Annotated in this window: 18 protein-coding genes; 11 read left to right on the top strand and 7 right to left on the bottom strand. The window is 62.8% G+C overall.

The annotated features are described in order from the left end of the window. The first annotated feature begins 126 nt into the window (after positions 1 to 126). From PSH78_RS23255 to PSH78_RS23240, 4 genes are all read left to right on the top strand, one after another. Positions 127 to 498: a translation initiation factor Sui1 gene (locus tag PSH78_RS23255; protein ID WP_249876288.1), complete on the top strand. Its 372-nt coding sequence runs from the start codon at positions 127 to 129 to the stop codon at positions 496 to 498. A 209-nt stretch (positions 499 to 707) separates the two neighbouring features. After that, a complete protein-coding gene (gene speA / locus PSH78_RS23250; protein WP_039593533.1) occupies positions 708 to 2,621 on the top strand; it encodes an arginine decarboxylase in 1,914 nt (637 codons plus the stop codon). 246 nt (positions 2,622 to 2,867) lie between these two features. Further along, the gene (locus PSH78_RS23245) at positions 2,868 to 4,190 is read left to right on the top strand and encodes a type VI secretion system Vgr family protein (RefSeq protein WP_305497068.1); all 1,323 of its coding nucleotides are present in this window, start codon (positions 2,868 to 2,870) and stop codon (positions 4,188 to 4,190) included. Further along, a complete protein-coding gene (locus PSH78_RS23240; RefSeq protein WP_305497067.1) occupies positions 4,187 to 4,984 on the top strand; it encodes a DUF4123 domain-containing protein in 798 nt (265 codons plus the stop codon). Before PSH78_RS23245 ends, PSH78_RS23240 begins: the two co-directional genes overlap by 4 nt. A gap of 5 nt (positions 4,985 to 4,989) precedes the next feature. Here PSH78_RS23240 and PSH78_RS23235 read toward each other — a convergent pair whose 3' ends face one another. Next, the gene (locus PSH78_RS23235) at positions 4,990 to 6,339 is read right to left on the bottom strand and encodes an MATE family efflux transporter (RefSeq protein ID WP_305497066.1); all 1,350 of its coding nucleotides are present in this window, start codon (positions 6,337 to 6,339) and stop codon (positions 4,990 to 4,992) included. A 220-nt stretch (positions 6,340 to 6,559) separates the two neighbouring features. After that, complete coding sequence (locus PSH78_RS23230) at positions 6,560 to 6,853, bottom strand: hypothetical protein (RefSeq protein ID WP_305497064.1); 294 nt, start codon at positions 6,851 to 6,853, stop codon at positions 6,560 to 6,562. A 163-nt stretch (positions 6,854 to 7,016) separates the two neighbouring features. Here PSH78_RS23230 and PSH78_RS23225 point away from each other — a divergent pair, with 163 nt between their 5' ends. The 4 genes from PSH78_RS23225 to PSH78_RS23210 are packed head-to-tail and all read left to right on the top strand — an operon-like array spanning position 7,017 to position 9,279. Further along, a complete protein-coding gene (locus PSH78_RS23225; RefSeq protein WP_305497062.1) occupies positions 7,017 to 7,322 on the top strand; it encodes a MazG-like family protein in 306 nt (101 codons plus the stop codon). Beyond that, on the top strand, positions 7,319 to 8,068 hold the full coding sequence (locus PSH78_RS23220) for a methyltransferase (protein WP_305497060.1): 750 nt from the start codon (positions 7,319 to 7,321) through the stop codon (positions 8,066 to 8,068). Before PSH78_RS23225 ends, PSH78_RS23220 begins: the two co-directional genes overlap by 4 nt. A 24-nt stretch (positions 8,069 to 8,092) precedes the next feature. Further along, a complete protein-coding gene (locus tag PSH78_RS23215) occupies positions 8,093 to 8,701 on the top strand; it encodes a DUF4136 domain-containing protein (RefSeq protein ID WP_305497058.1) in 609 nt (202 codons plus the stop codon). A 20-nt stretch (positions 8,702 to 8,721) separates the two neighbouring features. Beyond that, positions 8,722 to 9,279 (top strand): DUF4136 domain-containing protein, encoded by a 558-nt coding sequence (locus tag PSH78_RS23210; RefSeq protein ID WP_305497056.1) that lies wholly within the window; start codon positions 8,722 to 8,724, stop codon positions 9,277 to 9,279. Between the two features lie 117 nt (positions 9,280 to 9,396). Here the strand turns inward: PSH78_RS23210 and PSH78_RS23205 are convergent, their stop codons facing one another. After that, positions 9,397 to 10,251 carry a MaoC family dehydratase gene (locus PSH78_RS23205; protein WP_305497054.1) on the bottom strand — a complete coding sequence of 285 codons (855 nt, stop codon included), beginning with the start codon at positions 10,249 to 10,251 and terminating at the stop codon, positions 9,397 to 9,399. A gap of 2 nt (positions 10,252 to 10,253) precedes the next feature. After that, positions 10,254 to 11,606: a 3-oxoacyl-ACP reductase gene (locus PSH78_RS23200; protein ID WP_305497053.1), complete on the bottom strand. Its 1,353-nt coding sequence runs from the start codon at positions 11,604 to 11,606 to the stop codon at positions 10,254 to 10,256. Positions 11,607 to 11,787: 181 nt separating this feature from the next. Here PSH78_RS23200 and PSH78_RS23195 point away from each other — a divergent pair, with 181 nt between their 5' ends. Further along, positions 11,788 to 13,065 carry an acetyl-CoA C-acetyltransferase gene (locus PSH78_RS23195; protein WP_305497051.1) on the top strand — a complete coding sequence of 426 codons (1,278 nt, stop codon included), beginning with the start codon at positions 11,788 to 11,790 and terminating at the stop codon, positions 13,063 to 13,065. Here PSH78_RS23195 and PSH78_RS23190 read toward each other — a convergent pair. Further along, positions 13,052 to 14,080 carry a bile acid:sodium symporter family protein gene (locus PSH78_RS23190; protein WP_305497049.1) on the bottom strand — a complete coding sequence of 343 codons (1,029 nt, stop codon included), beginning with the start codon at positions 14,078 to 14,080 and terminating at the stop codon, positions 13,052 to 13,054. The genes PSH78_RS23195 and PSH78_RS23190 overlap by 14 nt on opposite strands. A gap of 79 nt (positions 14,081 to 14,159) precedes the next feature. Here PSH78_RS23190 and PSH78_RS23185 point away from each other — a divergent pair, with 79 nt between their 5' ends. Continuing rightward, entirely contained in the window at positions 14,160 to 14,951 is a 792-nt protein-coding gene (locus tag PSH78_RS23185) for a helix-turn-helix transcriptional regulator (protein ID WP_305497047.1), read from the top strand. A gap of 205 nt (positions 14,952 to 15,156) precedes the next feature. Next, positions 15,157 to 16,050 carry a PA4780 family RIO1-like protein kinase gene (locus PSH78_RS23180; RefSeq protein WP_072410317.1) on the top strand — a complete coding sequence of 298 codons (894 nt, stop codon included), beginning with the start codon at positions 15,157 to 15,159 and terminating at the stop codon, positions 16,048 to 16,050. 283 nt (positions 16,051 to 16,333) lie between these two features. On the opposite strand, the gene cueR is transcribed toward PSH78_RS23180, so the two are convergent. Both cueR and PSH78_RS23170 read right to left on the bottom strand, forming a co-directional pair. Then, positions 16,334 to 16,723, bottom strand: coding sequence for a Cu(I)-responsive transcriptional regulator (gene cueR, locus PSH78_RS23175; protein WP_305497044.1), 390 nt, complete (start codon positions 16,721 to 16,723; stop codon positions 16,334 to 16,336). Further along, the gene (locus tag PSH78_RS23170) at positions 16,720 to 19,113 is read right to left on the bottom strand and encodes a heavy metal translocating P-type ATPase (protein WP_305497042.1); all 2,394 of its coding nucleotides are present in this window, start codon (positions 19,111 to 19,113) and stop codon (positions 16,720 to 16,722) included. Before PSH78_RS23170 ends, cueR begins: the two co-directional genes overlap by 4 nt. Positions 19,114 to 19,232: the final 119 nt, after the last annotated feature.

Here is a 19,232-nt window from a genome sequence, read left to right as displayed (position 1 = left end):
CTGCGCGACTTTTCAAGCTTGGCCGACTTCGTTCGGTCCAGCTGCGCTGCCCCTGCCTGAGTGGGGCTTCGCGGTCGAGGCACTTTCGCCCCTCGACCAGTCTTTGTCCTCCGAAGAGGATTGCCGGTGGCCAAAAAAGCCGCATCCTTCGCCGCCCTGGGCGGCCTGGTATTTTCTACCGACGCCGGTCGTCATTGCCCTGATTGCCGCCAGCCGGTGGATGCCTGCATCTGCAAACAGACAGCCATTCCCGCCGGGGACGGCATTGCTCGCGTACGCCGCGAAAGCAAAGGTCGAGGTGGCAAGACGGTGACCACAATCACCGGCGTGCCGCTGGCCGAGGACGCGCTCAAAGAGCTGGCAACGACGCTGAAAAAACGCTGTGGTACCGGTGGCGCGTTGAAGGACGGCGTCATCGAGATCCAGGGCGATCATGTCGAGCTCTTGCTGGCGGAACTTACCCGACACGGTTTCAAGGCAAAGAAATCCGGCGGCTAGCAGCTTCTGTGAAACCCACCCTGGCTTGATCCGGACCTCGGTTTGCGATCGCCCACATGGTTTTCACAGAACCTGTTCTGAACGGGGTTCTAAACTCAGCGCTGCGGGCAGGGTCTACCTTGCTTACAGGCAAATCGTCATTTCCATTCTCTAGACTGCGCCAGCCTCCGACCGGATGGTGCATTTTGACTTCTTTATAGGGGACTTCGATGTCCGTACGACGCACACGCAAAGACGATGGCAGCCAATGGACAGTTGCGGACAGCCGCAGCGTTTACGGGATCCGCCATTGGGGGGCCGGGTATTTCGCGATCAATGAAGCCGGTCGCGTCGAAGTCCGTCCGAACGGCCCCGACAGTTCGCCGATCGATTTGTACGAGCAAGTCGACCAGTTGCGCCAGAGTGGCCTTTCGTTGCCGCTGTTGGTGCGCTTCCCCGATATCCTGCAAGATCGGGTGCGTCAGCTCACCGGCGCGTTCGACAGCAACATTGCACGCCTGGAATACCAGAGCCAGTACACCGCGCTTTACCCGATCAAGGTAAACCAGCAGGAAGCGGTGATCGAAAACATCATCGCCACCCAGAATGTCTCCATCGGCCTGGAAGCCGGTTCCAAGCCCGAGTTGCTGGCGGTGCTGGCCCTGGCGCCAAAGGGCGGGACCATCGTCTGCAATGGCTACAAGGACCGCGAGTTCATCCGCCTGGCGCTGATGGGCCAGAAGCTGGGCCACAACGTCTTCATCGTGATCGAGAAGGAGTCCGAAGTCGGCCTGGTGATCGAAGAGGCTGCGTCGCTCAAGGTCAAGCCGCAGGTCGGTCTGCGGGTGCGCCTGTCGTCCCTGGCATCGAGCAAATGGGCCGATACCGGCGGCGAAAAATCCAAGTTCGGCTTATCTGCCGCGCAGCTGTTGTCGGTGGTCGAGCGCTTCCGCGGCGCCGGCCTGGACCAAGGCATCCGCCTGCTGCACTTCCACATGGGCTCGCAGATCGCCAACCTGGCGGACTACCAGCATGGTTTCAAGGAAGCGATCCGTTACTACGGTGAGCTGCGCAACCTCGGCCTGCCGGTGGATCACATCGATGTCGGCGGCGGTCTGGGCGTCGACTACGACGGTACGCACTCGCGCAACGCCAGCTCGATCAACTACGACATGGACGATTACGCCGGGGTCGTGGTGGGGATGCTCAAGGAGTTCTGCGATGCCCAGAGCCTGCCGCACCCGCACATCTTTTCCGAGAGCGGCCGCTCGTTGACCGCCCATCACGCGATGCTGGTGGTCCAGGTCACCGACGTCGAGAAGCACCATGACGATGTGCCGGTGATCGAAAACAAGGAAAGCCTGCCGGAAACCGTGCAATGGCTGGTGGACCTGCTGGGTCCGACCGATATCGAGATGGTCACCGAGACCTACTGGCGTGCCACCCACTACATGAGCGACGTGGCTGCGCAGTACGCCGATGGCAAGCTGACCCTGGCGGAGAAAGCCCTGGCCGAGCAGTGCTACTTCGCCGTTTGCCGTCGTCTGCACAACTCGCTGAAGGCCCGTCAGCGCTCGCACCGTCAAGTGCTCGATGAGCTCAACGACAAGCTGGCCGACAAGTACATCTGCAACTTCTCGGTGTTCCAGAGCTTGCCGGACACCTGGGCGATCGGCCAGGTGTTGCCGATCCTGCCGTTGCATCGTCTCGATGAAGAGCCACTGCGCCGCGCCGTGCTGCAAGACCTGACCTGCGATTCCGACGGCAAGATCAAGCAATACGTCGATGAGCAGAGCATCGAGACCAGCCTGCCGGTCCATTCGCTCAATCCGGGCGAAGACTATCTGCTGGGCATTTTCCTGGTGGGTGCCTACCAGGAGATCCTCGGTGACATGCACAACCTGTTTGGTGACACCGATTCGGTGAACATCTACCAGAACGCCGACGGCAGCGTGTACCACGCCGGTATCGAAACCCACGACACCATCGAGGACATGTTGCGCTACGTGCACCTGTCGCCGGAGGAACTGATGACTCATTACCGTGACAAGTGCGCCAGCGCCCGGATCACGGCGGCCGAACGCACCCAGTTCCTGGATGCCCTGCGTCTCGGGTTGACTCGTTCTTCCTACCTGTCTTCCTGACAGGGCAATAGCGCCAAGCGCAACGCCCTCCGGGACTGTCAGAAAATACGCCGCATGCCGCGGGTATTTTCGGACAGTTCCGGAGGGCGTTTTGATTTGCGCTGTGGAAATTTCCTCACTCGGGGGCAGCTAATCGGAAAGGTCCTTATTTCGTGTAGTCCCGTTCCTTACTTGTACTTGGCCCCTCTACTCGACCCGGGCTCTCGGCCAGAATGCCCGGTCGCCCCCTCCTGTAGAGAAACGCCGATGTCCTGTCCAGCCCGCGAGTCAGCATTTCGTCTGGAGATAACCGGTCTGCCCGAGTCCTTTGTTGTCGTGGCCTTCACCGGCAATGAAAGCATCAGCGAACCCTTCCTGTTCGAGGTGGAACTGGTGACCAGTGACACGCCGCTGGACCTGGCGGGCCTGCTGTACCGCAGCGTCTGGTTGAGTTTCGGGAGCTGCGGCCGGGGCATTCACGGACAGCTCCACGAAGTTGTGCAGCACCGTCATGGCGGCAATTGCGATGTGCGCATCGAGCCGAAGCTTGCCTACCTGGCGCAGCGCTTCAGCCAGCGGGTATTCAGTGGCCGCTCGATACCGCAGATCATTCGCCAGGTCTTGAGCGGGCACGGCATCGGCGGGCGCGGGCTGTGCCTGGACTTGAGCGGTGATTTTCCGACGCGGGATGTCTGTAGCCAATATCGGGAATCCGACCTGCAATTTCTGCAAAGGATATGCTTCCAGGCTGGCATCCGGTTCCATTTCGAGCATGCCCGGGATGGGCACTGCCTGGTTTTCTCCGATGCGCCGGGCAGTGTCTTTTCCGCTGGCGAAGTCATCTACGGCGGTGACGGCCAGGCTGACGCCGTGCACGCCTTCAGCGTTCAGGCTGGCTCCGAGGGCATCGGCATACAGGCCGCCGAGGGCCAGAGCGATCTGATGCACTTGCACAGCGGCCAGACCCTGACCCTGACCGCTCACTCTTTCAAGGACTGGAACCGGCGCTGGTTATTGACCAGGGTCGAGCATCGTGGCCAGTCAGGTCGATATGCCAACCGGTTCCGGGCCATTCCCTTCGGGCTGTCGTTTGTGGCAGAAAAGGTGCCTGCGAAGCCGGTCATGGTGAGCCGGCAACGCGGATGGGTGGTAGACGTGGATGAGCCTGCGGACCAGGTGCCTGGGCGAGTGGCGGTGCAGTTCGACTGGGTCTATCAAGGGGAAGGGGCCAGCGCCAGCCATTGCTGGCTGCCGTTGGCGCCTGAGCTGGCGGCCTGCGCAGGCGATCGGATTCGTGAGGGCACCGAGGTCCTGGTGAGCTTTATCGAGGGTGACCCGGATCGCCCGCTTATCTGCGCCTTTCTCGGCCCACCGCCGCTCATTGGCACACAGCCAGCGCCAGCCAGCGCGAGCTTGTCAGAAACACCCGGGACGCCTGGCGTCGATGACCACCTGTTGTCTGCAGTGCGCGGTGGCGAGCCGCTGTTCCTGCTGTGCCTGTTGCCCGGCGGAGGGGCGTTCAACCCCTGCACCCGGGCGGTGTGCGTCTGCCGCCTGGTGACGCAACGTGGTGCGGGCGCAGCGCCATGAACGCTGCCGCCATGCCTGGGGTCACGCCGCAATGGCTGCTGCTCGACGCGCCGGACGCCTCCGGAGCCGCGCAGCGCCTGCGGGAGCAATTTGCCGAGGCACGGCGCTTTCTTCTGTTCGAAGACACCGATCTTCACGAATTGAGGGACGATGGCCCGCTGTTGGTGGATCTGCAGCGATCGCCAGCGCTGGCCAGCCTGTGCCATCTCGATAGCCGGTCCTGGCCGGGGTTGTTGATCGTGAGCGCTGCGCCTGTCGAGGCGCTGCTGACGCATTTGCGGCGGATGCTGACGGTCACGCTGGGCCTGCACTACAAGGCTTTGTTGAGCTATTACAACCCGCACACCGCGAGTTATTTTTTTGATGGTTGCGACCCTCGCGAACTCAGTTGCTGGATGGGGCCGATCAGCATTCTGCGCTGGTTCGGAGGCACCTGGGCTGATCGGACCATGGGCTCGGAGGGCTGGCAACAGCTCGCCAATCCCGGCTTGCCGGTGTCGGCGCTGGAGAACGAGCCGGGCCTCAGTGACAGGCAACAAAGCCAGTTGCAGGCGTGTGTATTGGAGCGTCATGTCTGGCGTTGGTCCTGCTCCATTGGGCATGACTACTGGTCGCTCTGGGAATATTTGCAGCAAGGGTTGGCGCTGGGGTTCAGCGAACAGAGCGCACTCGACGGCTGGTTGTGGCTACGCTTGCAATACCCTGATGCTCAGCCAGCGCCGGGGCTGGCTGGCGGCTCGCAACACGAACGTCTGGAGCAGTTGCGGCAGCTATGGCAAGGCAACCAGGATTGAAGGCCTCACCGGGCATTGCCACCGAGCCAGCTGTCGTGTCGTTGCAAACGCCAGGCGAAGGTACCGAGCGTCAGGCTGCGCAAGGCCATGAACAGCAGGAAAGTGATCCACAGGCCGTGATTGCCCAATCCTTGCAGGACCCAGGCGAACGGCAACGTCAGTAGCAGGGTCAGGAGCATGCCGTTGCGCATTTCCCGGGCGCGGGTGGCGCCGATGAACAGGCCATCGAGCAGATAGCTCGATACCGCAATCAACGGTAACGCCGCCAGATAAGGCAAGTAGTCGTATGCGGTGTTCCGCACTTCGGCGATGTCGGTCTGCATGTCGATGAACAAATGCCCAGCAAGAAGGAACAGCAGGGCAAACCCGAGGCTGGCAATCAATGACCAGCCGCTGGCAACGACCAGCGCACGGCGCAGGGCCAGGCGGTCGCGAGCACCAATGGCGTGGCCGCACAGTGCTTCCACGGCGTGGGCCAGGCCGTCCAGGGCGTGGGCGGTCAGCAGCAGGCCGTTGAGCAGCAGGGCATTGGCGGCCACGGTCGCATCGCCCAGGCGCGCGCCTTGCACCGTGATCAGGAAAAACACCGATTGCAGCACCAGGCTGCGGATGAAAATGTCCCGGTTCACCGCCAGCAACGGTCGCCAGTTCTGCCACAAGCCCAGCGCCGCCCAGGCTATCTGCCCAGGCCAGTTGCGCAGGGTGTTGCGCGCCAGGGCCAGGCCTACCAGCGCTCCCGTCCATTCGGCGATGACCGACGCCCGGGCCGAACCGGTCACGCCCCAGTCCAGGCCGATCACGAACCAGAGGTTCAAGGCGATGTTCACCAGGTTGGTCACCAGCAGGATCGCCAGCGGCGCGCGGGCGTTCTGGGCGCCGAGGAACCAGCCGACCAGCGCATAGCTGGCCAGCGCCGCCGGCAAGCCGAAAAGGCGAGTGTGGAAGAAATCGCGGGTCAACTGGTTGAGTTCGGCGGACGGTTGCATGAAGTGCAGCGCCACGTCGCTCAAGGGAATACCGATGGCACCGAGCAGCACCGCCAGCCCCATCGCCAACAGCAGGCCCTGCAACAACACCTGGCGCAACGCCGCGCCGTCGGCACGCCCGGCCGCCTGGGCGGCGAACCCGGTGGTGCCCATGCGCAGGAAACCCATGGCCCATGCCAGCACCGTATACAGACTCGCTCCGACCGCCACTGCGCCTAACTGATGGGCATGGGGCAAATGGCCGATGACGGTGCTGTCCACCAGCGCCACCAGCGGCACGGAAATGTTCGAGAGAATCATCGGCGCAGCCAGCGCCCAGACCCGGCGATGAGTAAGGCGGTCGCGCCAGTCGGTAATCAGCTTGGGCATGCGGGCTCCTTGAAGGAGCGCGATTGTAGCGGGTTCCTGATAATCGTTCTCTCAGCGTTCGGATTCATCGTGGCGAGGGGATTCATCCCCGCTGGGCTGCGCAGCGGCCCCAGAACCAGGCACTGCGCTACATCAGTTGAACCGTGCCGCCCGGTCTGCGACTGCTACGCAGCCGAACGGGGATAAATCCCCTCGCCACAGGTGTCTGGCGGTGAATGCCTTAATGAATAATCCAGCTCAACAGCCACAACCCCAGCACCAGCCAGATGATGCCCATGACGATTGACGCCCGCATGAAGGCGCGGATCGCCGAGTACAACAGCATCAGCCCGAGGATCAGCGCAATGATGCTGATGATTGAAGTATCCATTCCCAGCGTCCGGGACAGGCCTTCGACAAAATTGCCGCCGGCATTGGCCAGGGTGTTGAACAGGCCACTGAGCAGATCGACGATAAAACGGATCACCGAACCGAGCGCCTGACCGAGCCATTCGAAAAAGCTTTCTACCTGCATGTGTGCGTCCTGATGAGAGGGATCTACGTTGAGCCTTTTGCTCCTGAATGTAGGAGCGGTCCGGGCCGGGATCGTTCGATTATGGGGCAAACCGGCGCTTTGTATCGAGACTCTTGCCTTACCTCGTCATCCCCTCGAAGCTATGCGCATCCAGGAGAGCCCGATGAACCTTGTTGAACTGACCGAACGCCTGCATGCCATCCGTGATCGTAACGATTGGCGGCAATTTCACAGCCCGAAAAACCTGGCCATGGCCGCCAGCGTCGAAATGGCTGAATTGGTGGAGATTTTCCAGTGGTTGACCGAGGAGCAGTCACGCCAGTTGCCCGTGGAAAAACTTGCCCACGCCGGGCAGGAAATCGGTGACATCGTCTTGTACCTGTTGCTGCTGTGCAGCGAGCTGGGCCTGGACATGGACGCCGTGGTGCGCAACAAGTTGGCCGACAGCGAACGGCGGTTCGGCCAATGAGCGATCGCCATTTCGATCAACTCGCCACGCGTTTTGCCGAAAAAATCTACGGAGGTGCCAAGGGGGCGATTCGGCTTGCCGTGCTTCAGGCCGATCTCCTTGAAGCGTTGCCGGACCGCCCCTTGCGAGTGCTGGATATTGGCGCGGGGCTGGGCCACATGTCGCTGTGGCTGGCCGAGCGCGGGCATCAGGTCACCCTGGCCGAACCGGCCGAGCCGATGCTCGAAGGCGCTCGCCAACGCTTTGCCGCGGCGGGCCAGGCCGCAACGTTCATCCAGGCGCCGTGGCAGGATCTGCTCGGCCAGCTCACCGAACCTTACGATCTGGTGCTGTGCCACGCGGTGCTCGAATGGCTGGCCGAGCCCCATGCGATCCTGCCGGTGCTGCATCAGTTGACGGTGCCTGGCGGCTGGTTGTCCCTGGCGTTCTACAACCGCGATGCGCTGGTCTATCGCAACCTGCTCAAGGGGCACTTTCGCAAACTGCGTAAAAACGACATGGCCGGCGAGAAACAAAGCCTGACCCCTCAGCAACCGCTTGATCCAAGAGAATTGGCGGCGCAACTTGAAGGCCTGTGGCAGGTCGAAACCCAGAGTGGGGTGCGAGTTTTTCACGACTATATGCCGGTGGAGTTCCAGGGTCGTGCAGAGCTTGCGCAACTGCTGGAGATGGAACTGGCCCACCGTCGCCATCCGGCCTTTGCCGGCTTGGGACGTTATCTGCACTGGGTTTGCCGTCCCCTCTGATCCGCAAAGCAATCGGAGAGCGAAATGAAAGGTCGTTCAGGGTTAATGGTGTTGTGCCTGGGGCTGGCGGCCTGTCAGGGCAGCAACCCTTATGTCGCGACATCCAGGCCGCTGCCGCCAGCCCCACCCGAGGCCGCCACGGTATTCGATCGCAGCGCCTATCCCGCACCGCCCCGGGATTATGGACGCTATCGCAGCTGGGCCTGGCTCAATGGCCGATTGCCACCGGGCACGGCCTGGGCGGACTCGGCGCAGGTGGCAGAAGCGGTGAGCAATGCCCTGGACCAGCGCGGCCTGCGCCCGCTGCATGACAATCGGCCGGCGGACCTCTTCGTCAGTGCCGACCTGCGCCTGGAGACCCGCGTACGCCAGGTTCGCGACGATTATGATTCAGGCTACTACGGCGGTTACAACCGATACGGGCCGGGTTATGGCATGTACAACAGCGTCCCCGTGGTACGCACTTACCGGGAGCAGGTCGTGGTGGTTCGGGTTGATCTGTTCGATGCCCGCAACAACCAGCCGGTATGGAGTGCCAGCGCCGAGACCAGCCAGCGAGGCAGTCAGAGCGAACGTAGCGATGCCATTCGTGAGGCGGTGGAAAAGGCTCTTTCGGCTTATCCTCCCAGTTGATTACGCAACGGAGAAAAACCATGTTTCGCCGTATCGCCCCATTTGCCCTGGCCTCGTTGCTTGGCGCCTGTACGTCCAATCAGGTCAATCATGACTTCGACACCACCCGCGATTTCGCGGCGTACCGCAGTTGGAGTTGGAAAGAGCCAGCGTTGCAGTACCGTCCGGATGACCCCCGCATCAAGAGCGACCTGACCGAACAGCGGATCCGCCAGGCCGTCGCCGATCAGCTTGACCAGCGCGGCTTGCGCCCGGCTCCGTCCGGTACCCGCAGCGATGTGCAAGTCCAGGCCTACCTGATCGTCGAAGACCGTCAGCAACAGGTGACGACAAACTACGGCGGCGGCTGGGGCGGCCCCTGGAATGGCTATTGGGGCGGGCCGATGTACAACGAAACCCGCAACGTCAGCTATAAGGTCGCCACGGTGCAGATCGACCTGCTCGACAGCAAGGACGGCAAGCTGGTGTGGCGTGGCAGCGATGAGCAGCTGCTCAGCGAGTCGCCCAACCCGACGGAGCGCAGCACCAAGGTGCGCGAGACGGTGGGGCGGATCCTGTCGAATTATCCCCCGCGTTGACGAATGGCCCTTGTGGGAGCGAGCCTGCTCGCGAAGAGGCCGTCCCATTCAGCAGCAGCGCAGGCAGGACCATCGCCTTCGCGAGCAGGCTCGCTCTCACAGGGACGGCGTTTTTATTCAGGCAACCGGCTGCCAACTGCCGAGCATGTGCTCCAGTTCTCCAGCCCCCACCAGCCGCAGTTTTCCACTGGACCCCGCGGCACTCGCCAGCAGCGTAACCTCGCTGGGCAGGCGCACCGGTTTCCTGAAGTTCACTTCGATCTCGATGTTGGCCTCGGGCAAATGGTCGTCCAGCGCCGCTAACGTCCGGGCCTTGTTCCACAGGCCGTGGGCGATGGCGGTGGGAAAGCCGAACAGCCGGGCGCTGGCGGCGCTCAGGTGGATCGGGTTGTAGTCGCCGGACACCTTGGCGTATTGCCGGCCGATGTCCGCAGGTGCTGTCCAGTGTGCCACTTCCGTCAACTCGAGGACGGCGCTCGCCGGTTCCTCCACCAGCGCCCCATCAAGCTGGACGCCTTTGCACAGCATCTGGCTTTCGGCCTCCCACAGCGGTCCCAACTGATCTTCAATGCGGGTCACGAGATCGAACACCGCGCCCTTGGCGTGTGGCTGGAGCTTCTCGACATTGACGCTGGCGCGCACCTGGCTGACCCCGCCCATGGGCCGCAGTATGCGGATGCGATTGCTGAGATGGATCAACCCCAGCAGCGGGAACGGGAAATCCCGATCCGTCAGCAGCTGCATTTGCAGGGCGAACGCCAGCACATGGGGATAGGTCGGTGGCAACAGACCGTTTTCGGTAAAGCCGCAGACCTTGCGATAGGCCGCCAGGCGTTGCTGATCGACCTGGATCACTTGGCGCAGCCCAACGTCCGGCAACGTAGTGCCGGTGATCTTGCGGCGTGTCGCGGCCTTGGCGTACAGCCCGGACATCGACGGCGAGGCGTGTATTTCATGCCATTGGATCGTCATGATCAGGCCCCCAGCAGGCTTTGTCCACACACGCGCAGCGCCTGTCCGGTCACGGCGCCGGTGCCCGGTTGCGCGAGCCAGGCCACGGCTTCGGCGACATCCTGGGGCAGGCCGCCCTGGCCCAGCGAGCTCATGCGTCGCCCGGCTTCGCGCAGGGCGAAAGGAATATCTGCGGTCATGCGGGTTTCGATGAAGCCTGGCGCCACGGCGTTGATGCTGATGCCTCGGGCCTGCAGGGTTGGCGCCCAGGCTTGAGCCAGGCCGATCAGCCCGGCCTTGCTCGCGGCGTAGTTGGTCTGGCCGCGATTGCCGGCGATGCCACTGATGGATGCCAGCAGGATGACCCGGCCGTTATCGCGCAGGGTGCCGCTGTCGAGCAGGGCCTTGGTCAGCACTTGCGGCGCATTGAGGTTGACTGCCAGCACCGCGTCCCAGAATTCCGGGGTCATGTTGGCGAGGGTCTTGTCCCGGGTGATGCCAGCGTTATGTACAACGATGTCGACGCCGTCGGGCAGGTGTTCGATCAACTGCGCGGCTGCGTCTTCTGCGCAGATGTCCAGCGTCAGGCTGCGCCCGCTCAGGCGTGCGGCCAAGGCATCGAGGTCGGCCTTGGCTGGCGGTACGTCCAGCAGGATCACATGGGCGCCATCGCGGGCCAGTGTTTCGGCAATGGAGGCGCCGATGCCACGGGCAGCGCCGGTGACCAGTGCCTTGAGCCCCGTCAACGGACGGGTCCAGTCCTGGACCTGGGTTGCACAGGCCTTGAGACGAATCACTTGCCCGGAAACGTAGGCACTCTTGGGCGACAGGAAAAACCGTAGGGCGCCTTCCAACTGGGTTTCGGCGCCTTCGCCAACGTACAGCAACTGCAGCGTCCCGCCATGGCGCAGCTCCTTGGCCAGGGAACGGCTGAAACCCTCCAAAGCCCGCTGGGCGCTGGCGGCGAACGGGTCGTCGAGGTTTTCCGGAGCGCGGCCGAGGATGACGACATGAGCGCTGTGGTCGAGATTTTTCATCAGCGGTTGGAAAAACTCGCGCAACTGCTTGAGCTGGTCGACCTGCGCCAGGTGGCTGGCGTCGTACACCACGGCCTTGATTTTCGGGCCGTGCCCGGGGATCCATTCGGTGGCGAGCGTCGGTTCGCCACCGTAGATGAAAATGGCGTCGGTCAGGCGCTTGGCGAATGTGCCGACCTGTTCGGTCAGCGGCCCGCCGCCCAGCAGCAAGGCACCCTCGATTGGCCGCAGGCGCCCGGCCTGCCAACGCTCCAGGCGTACCGGTGATGGCAAGCCGAGAGCGCCAACCAGACGCAGGCCAATGGGCGAATTGGCAAAGTCTATGTAACGGTCTGACATGGAACACACTCCGGCTGATGAGGTTCCAAGTGTGGACCATGTTTGGCAATCAGTCGTTCGATCGGCGGGATAAAGCCTAAGCTGTGTTCCAGAGCACCGCCTTCACATGGGAACAAGCCTGCTCCCGTGGGTGATGGGTCAACGCTGACGGCACATTTGGACATACAAAGGGGAGTTCTACATGGCACAGCTACGCCGCGTCGCGATCATCGGCGGTAACCGCATTCCTTTCGCCCGCTCCAACGGGCCCTATGCCACCGCCAGCAACCAGGCGATGCTCACCGCTGCGCTTGAAGGCTTGATCGAGCGCTACAACCTGCACGGCGTGCATATCGGGGAGATGGCCGCGGGGGCGGTGCTGAAATTTTCCCGGGACATGAACCTGACCCGCGAGTGCGTGCTCGGCTCGCGGCTGTCGCCCAGCACACCCGCCTATGATGTGCAGCAGGCCTGCGGCACGGGGCTTGAGACGGTGCTGCTGGTGGCCAACAAGATCGCCCTCGGGCAGATCGACAGCGCCATCGCCGGCGGCGTGGACACCACCTCCGACGCACCGATCGGCGTCAACGAAGGGCTGCGCAGGATCCTGCTGCAAGCCAATCGCGCGAAAACTACCGCCGATAAAATCAAGACGTTCCTGCAACTGCGCCCCCAACACCTGGTACCTGCCCTGCCGCGCATCAACGAGCCGCGTACCGGCCTGAGCATGGGTGAGCACTGCGAATTGATGGCGCAAACCTGGCAGATTCCAAGGCCAGAGCAGGATCAGTTGGCCTTGGAGAGTCATCAAAAGATGGCCGCCGCTTACGCCGAAGGCTGGCACAACGACCTGATGACGCCGTTTCTCGGCCTGACCCGCGACAACAACCTGCGCCCGGACCTGACCCTGGAGAAACTCGCTTCCCTGAAACCGGCCTTCGAAAAAACCGCCAAGGGCACGCTGACGGCGGGCAATTCCACGCCACTGACCGATGGCGCCTCGCTGGTGTTGTTGGCGAGCGAGGAGTGGGCCAAGGCTCGTGGGCTGCCGATTCTGGCTTACCTGCGTGACGGCGAAACGGCGGCAGTGGACTTCGTCAACGGCGCCGAAGGTCTGCTGATGGCGCCGGTCTATGCCGTGCCGCGGCTGTTGGCGCGCAACGGCCTGACCTTGCAGGACTTCGACTATTACGAGATTCACGAGGCGTTCGCCGCCCAGGTGCTGTGCACCTTGAAAGCCTGGGAAGACCCGGATTACTGCAAGGCCCGCCTGGGCCTTGATGCGCCGCTGGGGACTCTCGACCGCAGCCGGCTGAACGTGAAGGGCAGCTCACTGGCCGCCGGACATCCATTTGCCGCAACTGGCGGGCGCATTGTCGCCAACCTGGCCAAACTGCTGGACGCGGCAGGGAAGGGCCGGGGGCTGATTTCCATCTGCGCAGCCGCCGGCCAAGGGGTGACGGCGATTATCGAGCGCTGACGATGGCCTCGCTCTTTTGCGATGCCTGCGCCCGTTGTCGGCTTGCATAACGTTCGGCGAGGATCGAGCAGACGATCAGTTGCAGCGGGTGATAGATCATGATCGGCAGCAGGATCAGCCCGAGGCCGGGGTTGTTGCCGAAAATCAGCGCCGCCATCGGCACTCCGGCGGCCAGGGATTTCTTGCTCGCGCAAAATACCGCGGCGACTTCATCGGCGTTGTTGAAACGCAGGGCGCGAGCGGTGCGGGTGGTCATCCACAGAATGACAACCAGCAACACCGCACTGCCCAGCACGGCGCTGAGCAGCACGCCATGACCTTGTTGTTGCCAGATCCCGGAAATCATCGAATTGCAGAATGCCGCGTAGACCAGCAGCAGGATGACCAGTTTGTCGATGATGCTGGTATAGCGCTTGTAGCGCGCGAAAAAGCCGGCCAGCCAGCGCCGCAGAAACTGCCCAAGCACCAGCGGCAACAGCAACATCATGCACAGGTCGAGCAGCGTCGAGCCCAGGTCGATGCCATCGGCACCGCGGCCGACCACCAGGCTCACCAGCAGCGGCGTCAGGAGAACCCCCAGCACGCTGGACAAGCTGGCGTTGAGAATCGCCGCGGGCACGTTGCCGCCGGCGCTGCCGGTCAGGGCCACCGAGGACGAAATGGTCGAAGGCAACGCGCACAGGTAAAAGAACCCCAGCATCAACAAGGACGGCACATGGCTGCCCAGTGTCCAGTTGCCGAGTAGCCAGATCAATGGAAACACCACAAAGGTAAAGCCTTGCACCATCAGGTGCAGCCGGATGTTTTTCAGGCCATGGCGGATCTGCTCGCCGGACAGGTTGACACCGTGGAGGAAAAACACCACGAAAATGCCGATGTTGACGACCCATTCGGCATGCATGGCGCCGCCGGTCGCGCCGAAGCGGGGGAAGAAATATGCCAGCAGCGTGGCGAGCAACATGCCGCACAGGAACCAGTCGGTCGCCATGCGCTTGAGGTGTCTGAGGATGTGCATAGGGCACCGCGGATTGTAAGAAGAGTCGTCTTAGCCTAACGTCGGCCTACCCAGTCGTCTTGCGACATAAGGCCAATCAATGCCGACTAACGGACACCAACAGCTCGAACGACGCATTCCGGACCTGACGGAGCTGCCTCGGCCGCTTTATGCCCGGGTCGAAAGTCTGAATGCCGGTTCGTGGACCCAGGCTCATCGCCACGATTGGGTGCAATTTTCCTACGCGATCAGTGGCGTGCTAGGCGTCCATACGGCCGAAGGCAGCTTCTTCGCGCCACCGCAATGGGGCATCTGGATCCCGGCCGACCTAGAGCATCAAGTCGTGACGTCCATGCGCGCGGAAATGCGCAGTCTTTACGTCCATCGCCAGGCGTGCCCGTGGGCCGAAGATCGTTGCCGGGTGCTCGAAGTTACACCGCTGGCGCGGGAGCTGATCAAAGTGTTCTGCCAGTTTCCCGCCACTTACCCACAGGGCGAGACCCAGGAAACACGCTTGGTCCAGGTGCTGCTGGACCAACTGGCGGCGCTGCCGGAAGTGGGCTTTTCCCTGCCATTGCCCCGTCATGCTCGTTTGCTGGAACTGTGCAACGAATTGATCGAGCAACCCGAAGGCAGCGTGACCCTGCAAGCCTGGGCCGAGCGCCTGGGCACGTCGGAAAAAACCTTGATGCGCCTGTTCCAGCGTGAAACCGGCTTGAGCTTCCGTGCGTGGCGCCAGCGTATGCGCCTGTTGTCTTCCCTGGAATCGCTGGAACGGGGCGATAGCGTGACCGGCGCGGCTTTGTCCTGTGGGTATGATTCGACGTCCGCTTTCATTGCGGCATTCAAGGGGCTGTTCGGTTTTACGCCGGGGGAGCTGTTCAAGCGCTGACTCGCTTGGCTGTTGTCGCAACTGCTTGCCATTCACTGAGCAACCCACGCTCGGTCTCGACTATGATTTGGCTCGGTTGTTCTGACCCGGCACAGTGTGTGCATTCAGGGTTCATAGGTCGGACCCCCTCCCCGTGGAGGGAGGATTGCCGTATAACGACCTGTCATTCGCGTGTTTGGTAATAAAGGACCCAGAATAAAAGCTGATGAAGACTCCAAAACGCATTGAACCCCTGATCGAGGACGGTCTGGTCGACGAGGTGCTGCGCCCACTCATGAGTGGTAAAGAAGCAGCTGTTTATGTGGTGCGCTGCGGCAACGAGCTACGTTGCGCCAAAGTCTACAAGGAGGCGAACAAGCGAAGTTTTCGCCAGGCGGCCGAGTACCAGGAAGGCCGCAAGGTGCGCAACAGCCGTCAGGCCCGGGCCATGGCGAAAGGCTCGAAGTTTGGCCGCAAGGAAACCGAAGACGCCTGGCAGAACGCCGAAGTGGCCGCGCTATTCCGACTGGCCAGCGCGGGTGTGCGAGTTCCCAAACCGTATGACTTCCTCGAGGGCGTGCTGCTGATGGAATTGGTGGCCGACGAGTACGGCGATGCGGCGCCGCGTCTCAACGACGTGGTGCTGGAGCCGGATCAGGCCCGCGAGTATCACGCCTTTCTGATTTCCCAGATTGTGTTGATGTTGTGTACCGGTCTGGTGCACGGCGACCTGTCGGAGTTCAACGTGCTGCTGACGCCGACGGGGCCGGTCATCATTGATCTGCCGCAAGCGGTGGACGCTGCCGGGAACAACCACGCGTTCAGCATGCTGGAGCGGGACGTCGGCAATATGGCCTCCTACTTCGGTCGGTTTGCCCCGGAGCTGAAACGCACCAAATACGCCAAGGAAATGTGGGCCCTGTATGAAGCAGGCACCCTGCACCCGGCGAGCGTGCTGACCGGTGAGTTCGACGAGCCGGAAGAACTGGCGGATGTCGGCGGGATCATGCGCGAAATCGAGGCCGCGCGCCTGGATGAAGAGCGCCGCCAGGCCGTACGCGCCGCCGACGATGCGCCACCCGGCAAGACCGAAGAGCCGCCTCCGCCGTGGATGCAGTGATCGGTTGACCTGAAACCCGGCCATGGCCGAAATGCGGTCCACATAGAAAGTGATGGCCCTGTGGCGAGGGAGCTTGCTCCCGCTCGGCTGCGAAGCAGCCGTGAATCTGCGGGTGCGGTGTATCTGATGCTCCGCATTTGGCAGGTTTTTGGGGCCGCTTCGCGGCCCAGCGGGAGCAAGCTCCCTCGCCACGGGTTTGTCGATGCCTTGAGTGAATCGCATCAGGCCGAGGCCGGGCTTTTGATGATCAGCCTGAATCCTTGTGGGAGCATCAGTTCCTACATCACCCCGACGCCAATTTCCTGAGGATCGGGCAGTCCGGGCGATGATCGCCCTGGCAGTGCTCCACCAGGTCCTGGAGCGTGTCGCGCAGTTCGGCCAGTTCGCGGATTTTCTGGTTCAGTTCTTCGATATGTTGCCGGGCCAGGGCCTTTACGTCGGCGCTGGCACGTTGACGGTCCTGCCATAAGGTCAGCAACTTGCCGACCTCTTCCAGGGAAAACCCCAGATCCCGGGAGCGCTTGATGAATGCCAATGTGTGCAAGTCATCGGCGCCATAGATCCGATAGCCACTCTCCGTGCGATGGGCTGCCCTGAGCAGGCCGATGGATTCGTAGTACCGGATCATCTTTGCGCTGAGGCCGCTCTGGCGGGCTGCCTGGCCAATGTTCATCGCTTGTCCTCCAGATGCGCGGGTGTCCAGAACTTCAACAACAATGCATTGCTCACCACGCTGACGCTCGACAGCGCCATGGCTGCGCCGGCCAACACCGGGTTGAGCAAACCGAACGCCGCCAGCGGAATGCCGATCAGGTTATAGACGAACGCCCAGAACAGATTCTGACGGATTTTTGCGTAGGTCTTGCGGCTGATGTCCAGCGCCGCCGGTACCAGGCGCGGATCGCCGCGCATCAGGGTGATGCTGGCGGCCTGCATCGCCACGTCGGTGCCGCCGCCCATGGCAATGCCGATGTCGGCGGCGGCCAGGGCCGGAGCGTCGTTGATGCCATCGCCGACCATCGCCACCACCGAGTCGGCTTTCAATTGTTGAACGATGGCGGACTTGTCGCCCGGCAACACTTCGGCGTGGACGTTGGCGATTCCCAATGCCTGGGCAACGACCCGAGCGCTGCCCCGGTTGTCGCCCGTGAGCAGGTGGCTGGCGATGTGGCGTTGCTTCAAGGCCTCGACCGCCGCCAGAGCGCCGGGCTTGAGGGTATCGCCGAAGGCGAACAGGCCCAGGACCCGAGGCGTTGCGCCTTGCTCGACGAGCCAGGACAGGGTTCGGCCTTCGGTTTCCCAGGCTTGCGCCGACTCGGCCAGCGAACCGGGGTCCAGGCCCAGCTCTTCCAGCAGGCGACGATTGCCCAAGGCCAGGCGGCGCCCGTCGAGGCTACCGGCGATACCGCGTCCGGTCAGGGACTGGCTATCGCTGGCATCCGCTACGCTCAGGCCGCGTTCGGCGCAAGCGTCCAGCACCGCTTTGGCCAGCGGGTGTTCGCTGCCGCGTTGCAAGGCGCCGGCCATGTTCAGCAGCGTGTTCTCATCACCATCAAGCGCGGCCAGATGAGCGATGCGTGGCGTGCCGGACGTCAGGGTGCCGGTCTTGTCGAACACCACCGTGCCGACTTCATGGGCGCGCTCCAGCGCCTCGGCGTCCTTGATCAGAATGCCATGACGGGCGGCCACGCCAGTGCCGGCCATGATTGCCGTCGGCGTCGCCAGGCCCAGGGCACAGGGGCAGGCGATCACCAGCACGGCGACGGCGTTGATCAGCGCTGTCTCCAACGGCGCACCGTAGAGCCACCAGCCAAGCAACGTTGCGAGTGCCAGGATCAATACGACCGGCACGAAAACCTGGCTGACTTTGTCCACCAGCTTCTGAATCGGCGCCTTGGCGGCCTGTGCGTCTTCCACCAGGCGAATGATGCGTGCCAGCACGGTCTCGGCCCCCAGGGCCCGGGTGCGCACCAGCAGGCGCCCTTCGCCATTGATCGCGCCGCCAGTGACCTGATCACCGGGCTGCTTCGGCACGGGCAGGCTTTCGCCGCTGATCAACGCCTCGTCGGCGTGACTCTGGCCCTCGAGCACTTCACCGTCCACCGGGAAGCGCTCGCCGGGCTTGACCAGCACCAGGTCATTCAAGCGCAGCGCACTGATAGCGACGTCCCGTTCCTGACCGTCGATCAGTTGGATCGCCCGCTCCGGTCGCAAGGCTTCGAGGGCGCGGATGGCGCTGGCGGTCTGTCGTTTGGCGTGGCTTTCCAGGTACTTGCCCAGCAGCACCAGGGCTATCACCACGGCCGATGCCTCGAAATACAGGTGCGGCATGCTCCCCGGTCTGGCCATCGCCCACTCATAGAGACTCAAGCCATAGCCGGCGCTGGTGCCCAGGGCAACGAGCAGGTCCATGTTTCCGGCACCGGCGCGGACGGCTTTAAACGCCGCGACGTAAAACCGCGCACCGAAGATGAATTGCACTGGCGTCGCCAGCGCGAATTGCGCCCAGGCCGGCAGCATCCAATGCACGCCGAACGGCTGCAACAGCATCGGCAATACCAGCGGGATCGACAGCACAATCGCCAGCACCAGGGCGACGCGCTCGCGGCTCAACTGATCGGTTCGGGTTTTTCGAGGCTGCTCGAGTTGCCAGACACTGGCGTCGTAACCGGCGCGCTTGACTGCATCGATCAGACTTTGCGGATCGACCTGCCCGAGCAATTCGAGGTGGGCTCGCTCATTGGCGAGATTGACACTGGCGCGGTTCACCCCGGCAACTTTCCCCAGCGCCCGTTCGACCCGGCCAACGCAAGAGGCGCAGGTCATGCCCTCGATGCTCAACTCCAGGGTCTGGACGGGAACGCTGTAACCTGCCTGCTCGACGGCCTGCACCAACGCAGGCAGGCTTCCCTGCGGGGCCTGGATCCGCGCCTGTTCCGTTGCCAGGTTGACGCTGACGGCGCTGGCGCCAGCGACCTTGACCAAGGCTCGCTCGACTCGCCCGGCACAGCTTGCGCAGGTCATGCCGGAAATCGGCAGATCGAAGGTGGTGGACTCGGACATCGGACAGGCTCCCTGTAGTGAGTGACTACAGGATCAACCTTGCCACGCGGGCAAGGTCAAGCACCAATGCAAAAGCTTGCGAAGACCCTTGCCCCTTGTGGGAGCGAGCCCGCTCGCGA

Origin of the sequence: Pseudomonas sp. FP198 (assembly GCF_030687895.1) — a bacterium.
Taxonomy (GTDB): Bacteria; Pseudomonadota; Gammaproteobacteria; order Pseudomonadales; family Pseudomonadaceae; genus Aquipseudomonas.
Note: the sequence above shows the minus strand (reverse complement) of the source record. Positions and strands in the feature narration are given on the sequence as shown.

Coding starts and splice junctions, on each gene's coding strand:
- cueR (WP_305497044.1), bottom strand. CDS start 16,723: ATGAACATTGGCCAGGCAGCCCGCCAGAGCGGCCTCAGCGCAAAGATG.
- PSH78_RS23240 (WP_305497067.1), top strand. CDS start 4,187: ATGAACGCTGCCGCCATGCCTGGGGTCACGCCGCAATGGCTGCTGCTC.
- PSH78_RS23200 (WP_305497053.1), bottom strand. CDS start 11,606: ATGTCAGACCGTTACATAGACTTTGCCAATTCGCCCATTGGCCTGCGT.
- PSH78_RS23220 (WP_305497060.1), top strand. CDS start 7,319: ATGAGCGATCGCCATTTCGATCAACTCGCCACGCGTTTTGCCGAAAAA.
- PSH78_RS23215 (WP_305497058.1), top strand. CDS start 8,093: ATGAAAGGTCGTTCAGGGTTAATGGTGTTGTGCCTGGGGCTGGCGGCC.
- PSH78_RS23180 (WP_072410317.1), top strand. CDS start 15,157: ATGAAGACTCCAAAACGCATTGAACCCCTGATCGAGGACGGTCTGGTC.
- PSH78_RS23225 (WP_305497062.1), top strand. CDS start 7,017: ATGAACCTTGTTGAACTGACCGAACGCCTGCATGCCATCCGTGATCGT.
- PSH78_RS23195 (WP_305497051.1), top strand. CDS start 11,788: ATGGCACAGCTACGCCGCGTCGCGATCATCGGCGGTAACCGCATTCCT.
- PSH78_RS23245 (WP_305497068.1), top strand. CDS start 2,868: ATGTCCTGTCCAGCCCGCGAGTCAGCATTTCGTCTGGAGATAACCGGT.
- PSH78_RS23230 (WP_305497064.1), bottom strand. CDS start 6,853: ATGCAGGTAGAAAGCTTTTTCGAATGGCTCGGTCAGGCGCTCGGTTCG.
- PSH78_RS23205 (WP_305497054.1), bottom strand. CDS start 10,251: ATGACGATCCAATGGCATGAAATACACGCCTCGCCGTCGATGTCCGGG.
- PSH78_RS23185 (WP_305497047.1), top strand. CDS start 14,160: ATGCCGACTAACGGACACCAACAGCTCGAACGACGCATTCCGGACCTG.
- PSH78_RS23190 (WP_305497049.1), bottom strand. CDS start 14,080: ATGCACATCCTCAGACACCTCAAGCGCATGGCGACCGACTGGTTCCTG.
- PSH78_RS23210 (WP_305497056.1), top strand. CDS start 8,722: ATGTTTCGCCGTATCGCCCCATTTGCCCTGGCCTCGTTGCTTGGCGCC.
- speA (WP_039593533.1), top strand. CDS start 708: ATGTCCGTACGACGCACACGCAAAGACGATGGCAGCCAATGGACAGTT.
- PSH78_RS23235 (WP_305497066.1), bottom strand. CDS start 6,339: ATGCCCAAGCTGATTACCGACTGGCGCGACCGCCTTACTCATCGCCGG.
- PSH78_RS23170 (WP_305497042.1), bottom strand. CDS start 19,113: ATGTCCGAGTCCACCACCTTCGATCTGCCGATTTCCGGCATGACCTGC.